Below are 14,232 nucleotides of genomic sequence, written 5' to 3' on the forward strand. Positions count from 1 at the left end.
GGGCAAAGGCGCAAAGCGCCGTGCCCACCATCTCGCGCTAATCGCAGAAAAGTCGTGGGCACGGTTCGCTTTGCCTACCCTACGGCATCTCGATTACGGAAATAAATTCTAATAATTTCAATTATTTAGATGTATCTCCGCAAGAGTTGAAATTCAATTTGAACGCCGTTCATTTTTCGGTTACAAATATTGAACGATGTTCAATTTTGGAGCCGGCATGTTGCGCGTCAATGATCCCGCCCAGGCGACCAATCCGACGCTCCCGTCGGTATCCCGCCGCTTCTCGTTCGCCGCCCCACAACTCCGCGAGAGATACCTGATTGGGGCCCTCTGCGTTCTGACGCTGTCGGCGCTCCTCGCCCCCGCGCTGCCCGCCGCCGCTTGGCACATCCCGCACTTCGTCGACAATCGCACCTGGCTCGGTGTGCCCAACGCCGGCGATGTGCTGAGCAATCTCGCCTTTCTCGCGATGGGCGTCTGGGGTTCGGAGCGGATCCGCGCCCGCCCTGATGCGCCCGTGGGTGCAAGCTGGTTCTTCGTCGGACTGATCCTCACCTGCCTGGGATCTGGCTTCTATCACCTCGACCCCGACATGCCGCAACGGCTCGTGGCCGACCGCCTCGGCATGGCGGTGGCATTCGCGGGCTTTCTGGGCATCGCGGCCAGTGAGCGCATTAGCGTGCGTGCCGGCGAGGCGGTGTTGGTGCTGATGATGGTTGCGGGCTTGCTTGCTGCCTGGGTGGCACGCGAGAATCTCACGCCATGGGTGGTTGTGCAGTTCGGCGGCATGGCACTTGCCGTGGGACTGGCGTTGACGCGGCCGCGGCCTGGCGTGCTCGGCGTGCAGCTGGGCGGCGTGATCTTCTTTTATGTGCTGGCGAAGCTTTTCGAACTCGGTGACGCGCTCATTTTCGAAGCGACAGGGCATATCGTCTCGGGCCACACGCTCAAGCATGTCGCTGCTGCCTTGGCGGCGTGGCCGGTGATCAGGTCGTTGGCGCCAGCTGGCTCCGCCCAGTTCCGTCATTGAGCAGACACGCGACCTGATGACCGTCGCCCGCGTCCAGCAGCGCCGGCCGCTCCGTCTTGCAACGCTCCATCGCAAATCGGCAGCGGGTGTGAAACGCGCAGCCTGACGGCGGATTGACCGGGCTCGGCACGTCGCCGTCGACCAGCGGCGCGAGCCTCTTCGCGAGCGGATTCGCCACGGGCACGGAGGCGAGCAGCGCCTGCGTGTAGGGATGCCTGGGATTGCGAAACAGCTCGTCCTTGCCTGCGATCTCGACGATGCGGCCGAGATACATCACGGCGACGCGATGGCTGATGTGCGCGACCACGGCGAGGTCGTGCGCGATGAAGAGATAGGAGAAGCCGTGCCGCCGCTGCAGGTCGATCAGCAGGTTGATCACCTGCGCCTGGATCGAGACGTCGAGCGCGGACACCGGCTCGTCGCAGACGATCAGGCGCGGCTCGAGTGCGAGCGCGCGCGCGATGCAGATGCGCTGGCGCTGGCCGCCGGAGAATTGATGCGGGAAGTTGTGCATCTGGTCGGCTCGCAAGCCCACCTGCTCGAACAGCGTTGCGACCCGCGCATCCAGCGCCTTGCCGCTGGCGAGCCCGTGCACCGCAAGCGGCTCGCCGACGATGTCGCCGGCGGTCATGCGTGGATTGAGCGAGGCGAACGGGTCCTGGAAGACGATCTGCATCGAGCGCCGGTGCGGGCGCAGTGCCGCCTTGGACAAATGGGTGATATCCTCGCCTTCGAGCTGAATCTGGCCCGAGGTCGGCTCAACCAGCCGCAACACGCTGCGCGCCACCGTCGACTTGCCGCAACCGGATTCGCCGACGAGCCCGAGCGTCTCGCCGGCATGAACCGAGAACGAGACTCCATCGACCGAGTGCACGGTGCCAACTTGCCTGCGCAATACGCCGGCCCGCACCGGATAGTGCTTCTTGAGGTTGGTGACTTCGAGCAGAACTTCGCTCATGCCACCTCCGCGACTTCCGCCGCACGCCAGCAGGCTGCAAGATGTCCGCCGCCCCAATCCGCCAGCGGCGGATATTCAGCCTCGCAGCGCTTGATCGCGAGCTTGCAGCGCGGCGCGAAGGCGCAACCCTTCGGCAGCCGCACCAGCGACGGCACGGTGCCGGGAATTTCGTTCAGCCGTGCCTGCGCCGGGACGCCGGCGGCCGGCACGGCCGGGATCGAAGCCATCAGCCCGCGCGTATAGGGGTGCTTTGGGGCGGCGAACAGCGCTTCGACGCTGGCTTCCTCGACCTTTCGCCCCGCATACATCACGATCACGCGCTGCGCCGTCTGCGCGACGACGCCGAGATCGTGCGTGATCAGCACGAGCCCGGTGCCGAGCTCCTTCTGAAGGTCGAGGATCAGCGCCAGGATCTGCGCCTGAATGGTGACGTCGAGCGCAGTGGTCGGCTCGTCCGCGATCAGCAGCGCCGGCCGGCAGGCCAGCGCCATCGCGATCATCGCGCGCTGACGCATGCCGCCGGAGAGTTGATGCGGATATTCCTTCGCGCGCCGCGCCGGCTCGGGAATGCGAACCAGGCGCAGCATCTCGACGGCGATATTCCGGGCCTCTTTGGCCGGGATGTTCCGGTGCAGCCGCACCGCCTCGACGATCTGGTCGCCAATCCGCATCACCGGATTGAGCGAAGTCATCGGCTCCTGGAAGATCATCGAGATGCGGTTGCCCCTGACTGCGCGCATCTCCGCCTCATCCAGCGCCAGCAGTTCGGTGCCTTCGAGCGAAATCGAGCCGCCGACGATGCGGCCGGGCGGATCGGGCACCAGCCGCATCAGCGACAGCGCCGTGACGCTCTTGCCGCAGCCGGATTCGCCGACGATCGCCAGTGTCTCGCCGCGCTTGACGGTAAAGGAGAGGTCGTCGACCGCCTTGAACAAACCGGAATTGGTGAAGAACACCGTTTTCAGGTTCTTCACTTCGAGCACAAGGTGGGATTTGTCCGTCATCAGCCGCGCTGCCTCGGATCCAGGATGTCGCGCAGGGCGTCGCCGAACAGATTGGCGCCGAACACGGCGAGGCTGATCGCGATGCCCGGGAAGATCACCAGCCACGGCGCGGTGCGGACATACTCGGCGGCGGACTCGGAAAGCATGCGGCCCCAAGACGGATAAGGCTCGGGAATGCCGAGGCCGAGGAAGGAGAGGGAAGCTTCGGTCAGGATGGTCGAGCCGAGCTGCGCGGTCGCGAGTACGATCAGCGGCGCCAGCGTGTTCGGCAGCACGTGGCGGAGCGCGATGCGCACTTCGCTCATGCCGATCGATTTGGCGGCTTCGATAAAGGGGAGTTCGCGCAGCGCCAGCGTGTTGGCACGGATGACGCGCGCAACGGTCGGGATCAGCGGAATGGCAATCGCAATGATCACGTTCGGCAGCGACGGGCCGAGTGCCGCCGTCATCACCAGCGCCAGCACCAGCAGCGGCAGCGCCTGGAGGACGTCGGAGACGCGCTGGAATACGAGATCGACCCAGCCGGAGAGATAGCCGGAGGTGAGGCCGACGATGACGCCGATCGTGCCGCCGAGCGCGGTCGAACCGATTCCGACCGCAAGCGAGATCCGCGCGCCGTGGATGATGCGGCTGAACACGTCGCGGCCGAAGGAGTCTGTTCCCATCCAGTGCGCCAGGCTCGGGCGGGCCAGAGCGCGGGCCGAATCGATCGACAGGGGATCATAGCGCGCGATGAAATCGGCGAAGATGGCCGTGAACACGAACACGGTCATGATGACGAGGCCGGCGGCGCCCAGCACATGTCGCTGTGCCAGAAACAGCACGCGGCGCCAGCCTCCGGTCGCATGCGCGCCGGCCCGCCTCAGTTCAACGTCGAAGTCGATCGCGGCCAAATTGATCTCCTAATCCGTGTACCTGATGCGCGGATCGAACACGGCATAGAGCATGTCGACGATGAAATTCGCGCTCACCACCACGACGGCGATCAGCATCACGAGGTTCTGCACGATCGGATAGTCGCGCCAGCGGATCGCCTCGACCAGGAAGCGGGCGACGCCGGGGATGTTGAACACCGTCTCGGTGACGATCAGGCCGCCGATCAGGAACGCCGCCTCGATGCCGATCACGGTGATGACGGGCAGGATCGCGTTCTTCAGCGCATGCTGATAGTTCACGGCGGCATCGGAGGCGCCCTTGGCGCGCGCGGTGCGGATGTAGTCCTGACGCAGCACCTCCAGCATCGAGGACCGCGTGATGCGCATGGTCAGTGCGGCGCTGCGGAAGCCGACCGCGGCGGCCGGCACGGCATAGGTTGCGAATGCCTCGAGCCAGGTCTGCGGATTCGGGTTGAAGATCGGCATCTGGCCGAACATCGCCACCGACGCCGTGAGAATGAGCAGGCCGAGCCAGAACGAGGGCAGCGACAAGCCGCTGAGGCTGACGACACGCAAGGCGTAATCCAGCCGTGTGCCCTGCTTCACGGCGCTGATGACGCCGAGCGGAATGCCAATCGAGACCGAGAACAACAGCGCGAGGCCGGCGAGCCGCGCCGTGATCGGGATCCGCGGCAATATCTCCTGGAGCGCCGGCTTCTCGGAGACGTAGGAGTAACCGAAATCGCCGCGCAGAAAACCGCTGATCCAGTGCCAATATTGCACGATCAGCGGCTGGTCGATGCCGAGCTCCTTCTCCAGATTGGCCTTGTCGGCGGGATCGACATAGCCGGCCGCGGCGAACAGGATGTCGACGATGTTGCCGGGCACGATGCGCAGCAGGAGGAAGATGACGATCGAGATCCCGAACAGGGTCACGAGCATCAGGAACAGGCGTCGCACCAGATAGGCAAACATCCTTCGCCCTCCGCGAGCCGCTAATCTTCAGCCTGACGTACTACTTGTCGAGCCACACATCCTCGTAGCGGAAGCCGTTATAGGAGCTGTTCGACATGATCGTGATGCCCTTGACATAGGGCTGCCAGCACGTGCCGGCCCGTGCATGGAAGATGATCGGACGGGCGACATCCTCCTGTAGCTTCTTGTCGATATCCCAGACCAGCGGCTTGCGCTTGCTGGTGTCGGTCTCCTGCGATTGCACGTCGAACAGCTTCTCGATCTCCTTGTTGCAGTAATTGGTGTAGTTCCGCTCCGAGCCGCAGGAATAGTTTTCGTAGAAGGACTGGTCGGGATCGTCGACGGAATTGCCGGTCAGATTGAGGCCGAGCATGTAGTCCTTGCGCGCGACTTTCGGGAACCAGTTCGCGGTTTCGACGACGTCGAGCTCGCCGTCGATATAGATGCTCTTGAGCTGGTCGATCAGGATCACGGCGGGGTCGCGATATTCCGCGAGATTGCGCGTCGAGACCTTTACCGCGAGGTGCTTGTCGGGGCCGTAGCCCGCCTTCTGCATCAGCTTCTTCGCGTCCTCGCGGTTCGCGTTCACGTCCCTTCCATAGCCCGGAATGGTCTCGAGCTTGTCCTTGGGCATGCCCCAGACGCCTTGGGGCTGTGGCAGCATGGTGCCGCCGATATCGGCCTGGCCTTCGAACAGGATATCGACGAAGGCCTTGCGGTCCAGCGCAAGCGCCACCGCCCGGCGAATATCGATGTTGTCGAACGGGGCCGAGGTCGAATTGACGATGATGTTGGTCGAAACGTTGGTCGGCTCGACGACGCAGGTCGCGTTCGGCGCCTGCGACTTGATGTCCTTCAGGAGCGGGATCGTGATGTGCGTCGGGAAGGTCATGTCGAACTTGCCGGCGACGAACGCCAGGATCGCGGTCGAGCGGTTCGTGATGATCGTGTACTCGATGCCGTCGAGATAGGGCAGGCCCTTCTTCCAATAGTCCGGATTTCGCGTCAGCTTGATCGATTCATTGGCCTTGAACTCGACGAATTTAAACGGACCGGTCCCGATCGGATGGGTGCGCATGTCCGCCGGCGAGACGTGACAGGGATAGACCGGCGTATAGCCGGACGCGAGCATCGCCAGCAGTGACGGCTGTGGCCGCTTCAGGTCGAAGGAGACCTCGAAATCGCCACTCGTCGTGATCTCGTTGACTTCGTTGTACCAGGCCTTGCGCGGATTCTGCCGAAGCTTCTGCTGCGATTTGCCCATCAGCAGATCGAAGCTGCATTTGACGTCGGCCGATGTGAACGGCTTGCCGTCGTGCCATTTGACGCCCTGGCGTAGCTTGAACGTCAGCTTCTTGTTGTCGCTGCTCCAGGACCAGCTTTCGGCGAGCTCAGGCCGCAGGGTCTCAGGACTATTCTGCGCGATGTGCTGGTCGTAAATGACGAGGTTATTGAAGACGCCCATGAACGGCACGTTGACCGAATAGGTCGCGCCCTCGAGGATCGATGCGTTGGCCGGGCTGTCGCGGTGATACATTCGCAGGACGCCGCCCTGCTTGGGCTCGCCGGCGAGCGTGGTGGTTGAGGCCGTCAGCACAGATAGCGCCGCCATTGCGGCGAGCGCCCACACGCTCCGCATGCTCATCCTCCCTGGACGTCAGTCTTTTGGGCCTTTGCGGCCTGTTTGTCGCGACGATAGCACGCGAATTGAGGGAGGCAACCGGTAAGGCCGCATGCCGCCTCGACAATTCGGATGACCGAAGGCCGCAGGTCTTCATGCTCTCACGATGTGAGAGTGCAGGTGCGAAGAGATGGTTCCGGTGCTGGTGTTGCGCGCAGTCGTATCAACAAGCTTGCCGCCGCGCCCTCACACGATCCGCGACGCCTTGTTCCCCCAATACCGGTCCCGCAGCAGGCGCTTATACAACTTCCCCGTCGGCAGCCGCGGCAATTCCTTCTCGAAATCGACCGAGCGCGGCACCTTCTGCCGCGACAGCGATTCTGCGCAGAATGCGATCAGCTCTTCGGCGAACGCCTCGCCCGGCACGACATCAGGCATCGGCTGTACCACCGCCTTCACCTCTTCGCCGAGATCGGGATTGGGCACGCCGAACACCGCGGCATCGGCGACCTTGGGATGGGTGATCAGCAAATTCTCGCATTCCTGTGGGTAGATGTTCACGCCACCGGAGATGATCATGAAGGTGGCGCGATCGGTGAGGTAGAGAAACCGGTCGGTATCGACATAGCCGACGTCGCCGACCGTGCTCATGCTGCCGTCGGCCGAGCGCGCCTCCTTGGTCTTCTCCGGATCGTTGAAATATTCGAATGGCGAGGCGGTCTTGAACCAGACTTGGCCCGGGGTTCCGGTCGGGCATTCCCGCATGTTCTCGTCGAGGATGTGGAGGTCGCCGAGCAGCACCTTGCCGACGGTGCCGCGGTGGCTAAGCCATTCCTCGCTGTTGCAGGCGGTAAAGCCGAGGCCTTCGGTGGCGCCGTAATATTCGTGGATGATCGGCCCCCACCATTTGATGATGTCGTCCTTGACCAGAGCCGGGCAGGGCGCAGCGGCGTGGATCGCGATCTCCAGTGAGGACAGGTCGTAGCGGCCGCGCACCTCCTCCGGCAATTTCAGCATGCGCGAGAACATGGTCGGCACCAGCTGGGTGTGGGTGATGCCCCACCGCTGGACGAGCTCGAGGTAACGCTCGGGATCGAAACTCTCCATGATGATCACGGTGCCGCCCATGCGGATCGTGAGGTTCACGGCCGCCTGCGGCGCCGAGTGATAGAGCGGGGCCGGCGAGAGGTAGACCATGCCCTCGCGGTAGTGCCAGAGCTTGGTCAGAAAATCGAACAGCGGCAGATTATGCTTCGGCGGCTCCTCCGGCAGCGGCCGCAGAATGCCTTTCGGCCGTCCCGTCGTGCCGGACGAATAGAGCATGGCGGTGCCGAGCCATTCATCCGCGATCGGTGTTGCCGGCATATCGGCGGTGACGTCCGCAAGACCGACGATGCGCTCGCTTTCGCCCGGGCCGTCGGCGACGATGCAGAGCTTGATGTCGGGGCAGGCCTGGATCGCCTCGCGCGCGATGCCGAGCTTGGCCATCGACGTGATCAGGATCTTCGACTGGCTGTTGACCAGCAGATAAGCGAGCTCGCCCGGCGTCAGGAACGAGTTGATGCAGGTGTAGTACAGCCCGGAGCGTTCGCCGGCGCCGCAGGCCTCCAGGTAGCGCGAATTGTTCTCCATGAAGATCGAATAGTGGTCGAGCCGCTTCAAGCCGTGCTTGCGGAACAGATGGGCCAGCCGGTTGCTGCGCGCATCGAGCTCGCGATAGGTGACGGCCTCGCCCGTGGCCGCCATGATGAAGGCGGGCTGCAGCGGGCGTAGGCGGGCATGCTGACCTGGGTACATCTATCCTCCGGCTTTGGATTATGCGGCGAGAAGCAGGATTTCGCGCACCTGCGCCGGGCCTTCGATCTTGCGCGGGTTACGCGGGATCCAGTTGGTGCGCATCGCCTGCTCGGCGATTGTCTCGAAATGCTCAGGCGAGACGCGTACCTCAGTGAGGCTGCGCGGCATGCCGAGCGAGCGGATGAAGGCATCGAGCACGTCGGCGGCGTTGTGGCCGGGAAAGCCCATGGCGGCCGCGACGATCATCTGCCGCTCGGCATTGGCGCTCGCATTCCAGCGCATCACCGCCGGCAGCATGATGCAGGAGGTGTAGCCGTGCGGCACGTCGAAGGCCGCGCCCAGCACGTAGCCGATGCCGTGGCTCGCGCCCATGGGAACGCCGGCCGCAAGCGCGCCCATCGACAGCCATGTGCCGATCTGCGCGTCCATCCGCGCGTCGAGATCGGCGGGGTCGGCTTTCACCCGCGGCAGCGCGTCGGCGAGCATGGCGAGGCCCTTCACCGCTTGCGCGTCGGCATAGGGATGCGTCTCGCGCGAGCAGATCGCCTCGACGCAATGGTCGATGGCGCGGATGCCGGTCGACAGGAACAGCCATTCCGGCGTGTGCACGGTGATCGCGGGATCGAGGATGGTCGCGCGCGGCACGGCGAGCGGATGCCGCAGCATCTGCTTCACATGCGCAGCTCGGTCGGTCACGCCCGCAATGGATGAGAACTCGCCGCCCGCGATCGTGGTGGGCACGCTGACCTGGCGCACGGTCGGCGCCGTCATCTCCGGTGCGACGCCCTTGTGCACGCGGATCCGCTCGATGCCTTCGATATCGTCGATGCCGTTGGCGAGGCAAAGCTGCACCGCCTTGGCGCCGTCGGTGATCGAGCCGCCGCCCACCGTGACGATCAGATCGGCGCCGGCCTCGCGCGCCGCGTTAGTTGCCGCGATCACCGCCTCGCGCGGCGTGTGCGCCGGCATGGCATCGAACAGGCCAGCGCAGCGTGGTCCCAGAGCTTCCTTGATCTTGCTGATTTCGCCGGTCTGCCGGTTCAGTGTGCCCGAAACCATCAGGAAGGCGCGGCGCGTTCCCAGCCGGTCCATCTGCGCGACGATGGCCTCAGTTGCAGGATGGCCGAACACGACCTCCTCGATCGCGCCGAAAACGACACGTCCCTGGTGCACGCCTGTCCTCCCCGGACAATTCGTCTTGTTTTTGTGGAAGTAATCTAGCCGAGCCGCCGGCTCCCGTCATGTGCGAAGGCGCTGGCTAGTTTCCTTACCCTCCCCCTCCAGGGGAGGTGTGGCATCGTGCCTTCGTCACCAGTCTCGCATCGCGTGAGAGAGCTCCACTCACCCCCTGTCAACCCGCCATCCGGTCAGGGCGCGCTTGGAAGCCCTGCACGCGCTTTGGTCTTGAAGTGGTCATCAACTCCACCCATCTTGGGACGCCCGCGGGGAAATGCCTACCCTGCCTTTTCCGCGGCTTTTGACATGCGGACGATGCGAGGACCTGGGATGGCTGGACCGGATGGAAGCGAGCGACTTGTCAAAAAGCACGAATTCGTCCAGCCGCGGCATTACGCACTAGCGGGTCTGCTCGTTGCTTCGTTCGCGCTCACCGGTTGCGGGCAGCCCACCTCGCAAGCGTCTGCGCCGCCGCCGGCGCCCGTGACGGTCGCCCAGCCGGTCAAGCGCACCGTTACCGATTGGGACGAGTTCACCGGCCGCTTCGAAGCGGTGGAGGAGGTGCAGGTGCGCCCGCGCGTCGGCGGCTTCGTCAACTCGGTCGAATTCCAGGACGGCGCCATCGTGCATCAGGGCGACCTGCTCTACGTGATCGACCCGCGTCCGTTCGAAGCGGTGGCCACGCAGGCGGAGGGGCAGCTGTCGGATGCCCGCGCCAAGGTGGAACTTGCCAAGCGCGAGCTCGACCGCGGCCTCAGCCTGGTGCAGACCAGCGCGGTCTCCGAGCAGGTCGTCGATCAGCGCCGTCAGGCCCTGCAAGCTGCGCATGCCGCGGAGGTGCAGGCTGAAGGTGCGCTCAAAGCCGCCAGACTGAACATCGAATTCACCCATGTGACGGCACCGTTGACCGGCCGCGTCAGCCGCCATCTCGTCAGCCCCGGCAATCTCGTGCAGGGCAGCGACACCGGCACCTCGACGCTGCTCACCTCGATCGTCGCGCTCGATCCGATCTACGTCTATTTCGACATGGATGAGGCGACCTTCATCAAATACAGCAAGCTGTGGTTCGAAGGCCGCCGCCCGAGCTCGCGCGACACGGCCAATCCGGTGCAGGTGACGCTGGCCGGCGAAACCAAGCCGTCGCATGAAGGCACCATCAACTTCCTGGACAACCGGCTCGACGTTTCGACCGGCACGCTGCGTAGCCGCGCCGTAGTCAAGAATACCGATCTGTCGATCCTGCCCGGCCAGTTCGGGCGCGTACGGCTGATCGGCAGCGCACCTTATGAAGCATTGCTGATCCCGGATGTCGCGGTTGCGACCGACCAGTCCCGCAAGATCGTGTTCGTGGTGAAACCCGACGACACCGTCGAGGCGCGTCCCGTGGTGCTCGGACCGTTGGATGACGGCCTGCGTGTGATCCGCGAAGGATTGAAGGCCGAGGATCGCGTCATCGTCAACGGCATCCAGCGTGCCCGTGTCGGCGCCAAGGTTGCCCCGCAGACCGCGCAAGCCCCGGCCGGTGGCAAGTCATGAATCTTGGCCGTCTCTCCATCAACCAGCCCATCCTGGCGATGGTGCTGTCGATCGTGCTCCTGATCGTCGGCGCGATCGCCTACACCACGCTGCCGGTCTCCGAATATCCGCAAGTGGTGCCGCCGACCGTCGTCGTCACCACGCAATATCCCGGCGCCTCCGCGCAGACCGTGTCCGACACGGTCGCAGCTCCGATCGAGCAGGAGATCAACGGCGTCGAGGACATGCTGTATCTCTACAGCCAGGCGACCTCGAACGGCCAGCTCACCATCACCGTCACCTTCAAGCTCGGCACCGATCTCGACAAGGCCCAGGTGCTGGTGCAGAACCGCGTCGCGATCGCGCAGCCACGCCTGCCCGAGGAGGTCCAGCGCAACGGCGTCACCACCCGCAAGAACTCGCCCGACATCCTGATGGTCGTGTTCATGCTGTCGCCGGACGACACGTTCGACCAGCTCTACATCTCCAACTACGCGCTGCTGCAGGTCCGCGACCAGCTGCTGCGTCTCGACGGCGTCGGCGACATCCAGATCTTCGGCGCGCGCGACTATTCGATGCGGCTGTGGCTCGACCCTGACCGGATCGCCAATCTCGGCCTGACCTCGGCCGAAGTCCTGGCGGCGATCCGCGCCCAGAATGTGCAGATCGCGGGCGGCCAGATCGCCGAGCCGCCGATCGCCGACCGCGCCTTCCAGCCTAACCTCACCTTCACAGGCCGCCTGAAGGACCAGAAGCAGTTCGAGGACATCCTGATCAAGGCCGGCTCGGACGGCCGCGTGGTGCGGCTGCGTGACGTCGCCCGCATCGAGCTCGGGGCGCTCGCCTACAGCACCAACAGCTTCCTGCTGCGCAAATCTGCGGTCGCCATGCTGGTGACGCAGCGGCCCGGGTCCAACGCTCTCGCCACCGCAAAGAACATTACCGACACCATGACGAGGCTCAAGGAGAGCTTCCCGAAAGGCCTCGACTACAATATCGGCTATAACCCCACCGAGTTCATCGCACAGTCCGTCCACGAGCTGATCAAGACCATCTATGAGGCCATGCTGCTCGTGGTCATCGTCGTGCTGGTGTTCCTGCAGGGCTGGCGGCCCGCGATCATTCCGATCATCGCGATCCCGGTGTCGCTGGTCGGCACCTTCGCGGTGATGGCGGCGCTGGGCTTCTCGATAAACAATCTCACTTTGTTCGGTCTCGTCCTCGCGGTCGGCATCGTCGTCGATGATGCCATCGTGGTGGTCGAGAATGTCGAGCGGCATCTCGAGCATGGCATGAGCCGGCGCGATGCTGCGCTCAAGACCATGGAGGAGGTCGGCGGCGCGCTGGTCTCGATCGCGCTGGTGCTCTGCGCGGTGTTCGTCCCGACCGCGTTTCTGGGCGGTATTTCCGGGCAGTTCTTCCAGCAATTCGCCGTCACCATTGCGGTTGCGACCGCGATCTCCTGCTTCTGCTCGCTGACGCTGTCGCCGGCGCTGGCCTCGCAGATCCTGGTGCCGCACCAGGAGAAGCGGCCGCCGGCAAGCTGGAATGTCATCGCGCGGGCGTGGGGTGCCTTCACCGGGGTCTTCAACCGCGTGTTCGACCGGCTGGCGCATGGCTATGCCGGCCTCGCCAATTTCGTCATCCGGCATGCGGTGGTGATGATCCTGATCTACGTCGCGCTGATCGGAAGCGCCGGCTGGCTGATCGCGACCACGCCGCAAGGCTTCATCCCCGCGCAGGACCGCGGCTACGTCATCGTCTCCGTGCAATTACCCGGAGCGGCTTCGCTGGCGCGCACCACCGAGGTCGTGCGCGAGATCGAGCGGATCGCGCTGGATACGCCGGGCATCGTCCGCGTCGCCGCTTTCGCCGGCTTCTCCGGCGCCACCCGCACCCAGGCCGGCAATGCGGCGGCGCTGTTCCCGGTGTTCGACGAGCCCGAGGCGCGGATCAAGAAAGGATTGACGGCCAACGCCATCACGGGCGAGCTGCGCAAGCGCCTGTCCGCGATCCAGGGCGCCTTCATCATCGTGATCCCGCCGCCGGCCGTGCCTGGCATCGGCACCGGCGGCGGCTTCACCATCCGAATCCAGGACCGTCAGGGCCGCGGGCCTGAGTTGCTCGCCGCGGCCACCGACGAGCTTGTCGCCGCGGCGCGCAAATCGCCCTCGCTGCTCGGCCCCTCGGTGTTCTCGCCGTTCTCGGCCAATACGCCGCAGCTCTTCGTCGACATCGACCGCACCAAGGCGCAGAAGCTCGGCGTTCCCATCTCCAATATCAACGACACGATCCAGAGCTATTTCGGATCGACCTATGTCAACGACTTCAACCTGTTCGGCCGCACCTATCACGTCACCGCGCAGGCCGACTTCCCGTTCCGGAAAGAGCCCAGCGACCTCGCACGCCTGCGCACGCGCAACGCCTCCGGCGACATGGTGATGCTCGGCAGCGTGGTCGAGTTCAGGGATGTCTCGGGTCCCGATCGCGTCGCGCGCTACAATCTCTACGCGGCCTCCGAGCTGCAGGGTGAGCCGGCGCCGGGCACCAGCTCGACCACTGCGCTCAACACCATCAAGAAGCTCGCCGACGACACCCTGCCGAGCGGCTTCACCTTCGAATGGACGGATCTGTCGTATCAGCAGATCACCGGCGGCAATGCCGGCCTCTACGTGTTCCCGATCTGCGTGCTGTTCGTCTACCTCGTGCTCGCTGCGCAATATGGCAGCTGGACCTTGCCGTTCGCGGTGATCCTGATCGTGCCGATGTGCCTGCTCGCGGCCACCATCGGCGTCCGCATCATGGGCCAGGACGTCAACATCCTCACCCAGATCGGCTTCGTCGTGCTGGTGGGGTTGGCGGCCAAGAACGCGATCCTGATCGTCGAGTTCGCGCGCGACATCGAGAACGAGGGCAAGCCGCGGCTCGAGGCGGTCATCGACGCCTGCCGCTTGCGCCTGCGGCCGATCCTGATGACGTCGTTCGCCTTCATCCTCGGCGTGCTGCCATTGGTGATATCGAGCGGCTCCGGCTCGGAGATGCGGCAGGCCGTCGGCGTCGCCGTGTTCTTCGGCATGATCGGCGTCACCCTGTTCGGCCTGTTGTTCACGCCGATCTTCTACGTGGTGGTGCGGAACCTGGCCGAAGGGCGGAATGAGGGGAAGAAGCCGCAGGTGGCGGCCTGACGCTGTCTCTATGGCCATCGACGCCTCCACACCCTCTGCCGTCATCCCCGCGAACGCGGGGATCCATAACCACAGGGAGGAGTTTGGCGCGACACC

At 64.5% G+C, this 14,232-nt stretch carries 10 protein-coding genes; 3 read left to right on the top strand and 7 right to left on the bottom strand.

What is annotated here, in order from left to right; genetic code table 11:
• Positions 1-217: 217 nt before the first annotated feature.
• Complete coding sequence (locus tag RAD04_RS27155; RefSeq protein ID WP_461626239.1) at positions 218-1,030, top strand: hypothetical protein; 813 nt, start codon at positions 218-220, stop codon at positions 1,028-1,030.
• Here the strand turns inward: RAD04_RS27155 and RAD04_RS27160 are convergent.
• The 7 genes from RAD04_RS27160 to RAD04_RS27190 all read right to left on the bottom strand — a co-directional run bounded on the left by RAD04_RS27160 (position 987) and on the right by RAD04_RS27190 (position 9,433).
• A complete protein-coding gene (locus RAD04_RS27160) occupies positions 987-1,988 on the bottom strand; it encodes an ABC transporter ATP-binding protein (RefSeq protein WP_461626240.1) in 1,002 nt (333 codons plus the stop codon). The two genes, RAD04_RS27155 and RAD04_RS27160, sit on opposite strands and share 44 nt — an antisense overlap.
• Positions 1,985-2,992, bottom strand: coding sequence for an ABC transporter ATP-binding protein (locus RAD04_RS27165; protein ID WP_461626241.1), 1,008 nt, complete (start codon positions 2,990-2,992; stop codon positions 1,985-1,987). Before RAD04_RS27165 ends, RAD04_RS27160 begins: the two co-directional genes overlap by 4 nt.
• Entirely contained in the window at positions 2,992-3,885 is an 894-nt protein-coding gene (locus RAD04_RS27170) for an ABC transporter permease (protein WP_091964335.1), read from the bottom strand. Before RAD04_RS27170 ends, RAD04_RS27165 begins: the two co-directional genes overlap by 1 nt.
• Positions 3,886-3,894: 9 nt before the next feature.
• The gene (locus RAD04_RS27175) at positions 3,895-4,842 is read right to left on the bottom strand and encodes an ABC transporter permease (protein ID WP_028139688.1); all 948 of its coding nucleotides are present in this window, start codon (positions 4,840-4,842) and stop codon (positions 3,895-3,897) included.
• Between the two features lie 40 nt (positions 4,843-4,882).
• Positions 4,883-6,481, bottom strand: a complete 1,599-nt coding sequence (locus tag RAD04_RS27180; protein WP_461626242.1) for an ABC transporter substrate-binding protein — start codon at positions 6,479-6,481, stop codon at positions 4,883-4,885.
• 228 nt (positions 6,482-6,709) lie between these two features.
• A complete protein-coding gene (locus tag RAD04_RS27185; RefSeq protein ID WP_461626243.1) occupies positions 6,710-8,260 on the bottom strand; it encodes an AMP-binding protein in 1,551 nt (516 codons plus the stop codon).
• Positions 8,261-8,278: 18 nt separating this feature from the next.
• On the bottom strand, positions 8,279-9,433 hold the full coding sequence (locus tag RAD04_RS27190) for an iron-containing alcohol dehydrogenase (protein ID WP_461626244.1): 1,155 nt from the start codon (positions 9,431-9,433) through the stop codon (positions 8,279-8,281).
• Between the two features lie 333 nt (positions 9,434-9,766).
• Here RAD04_RS27190 and RAD04_RS27195 point away from each other — a divergent pair, with 333 nt between their 5' ends.
• Positions 9,767-10,972, top strand: a complete 1,206-nt coding sequence (locus RAD04_RS27195) for an efflux RND transporter periplasmic adaptor subunit (protein WP_461616184.1) — start codon at positions 9,767-9,769, stop codon at positions 10,970-10,972.
• Complete coding sequence (locus RAD04_RS27200; protein WP_461626245.1) at positions 10,969-14,136, top strand: efflux RND transporter permease subunit; 3,168 nt, start codon at positions 10,969-10,971, stop codon at positions 14,134-14,136. Before RAD04_RS27195 ends, RAD04_RS27200 begins: the two co-directional genes overlap by 4 nt.
• Positions 14,137-14,232 lie beyond the last annotated feature (96 nt).

The organism is Bradyrhizobium sp. 25ACV (assembly GCF_054863005.1).

Coding starts and splice junctions, on each gene's coding strand:
- RAD04_RS27155 (WP_461626239.1), top strand. CDS start 218: ATGTTGCGCGTCAATGATCCCGCCCAGGCGACCAATCCGACGCTCCCG.
- RAD04_RS27160 (WP_461626240.1), bottom strand. CDS start 1,988: ATGAGCGAAGTTCTGCTCGAAGTCACCAACCTCAAGAAGCACTATCCG.
- RAD04_RS27165 (WP_461626241.1), bottom strand. CDS start 2,992: ATGACGGACAAATCCCACCTTGTGCTCGAAGTGAAGAACCTGAAAACG.
- RAD04_RS27175 (WP_028139688.1), bottom strand. CDS start 4,842: ATGTTTGCCTATCTGGTGCGACGCCTGTTCCTGATGCTCGTGACCCTG.
- RAD04_RS27180 (WP_461626242.1), bottom strand. CDS start 6,481: ATGCGGAGCGTGTGGGCGCTCGCCGCAATGGCGGCGCTATCTGTGCTG.
- RAD04_RS27185 (WP_461626243.1), bottom strand. CDS start 8,260: ATGTACCCAGGTCAGCATGCCCGCCTACGCCCGCTGCAGCCCGCCTTC.
- RAD04_RS27195 (WP_461616184.1), top strand. CDS start 9,767: ATGGCTGGACCGGATGGAAGCGAGCGACTTGTCAAAAAGCACGAATTC.
- RAD04_RS27200 (WP_461626245.1), top strand. CDS start 10,969: ATGAATCTTGGCCGTCTCTCCATCAACCAGCCCATCCTGGCGATGGTG.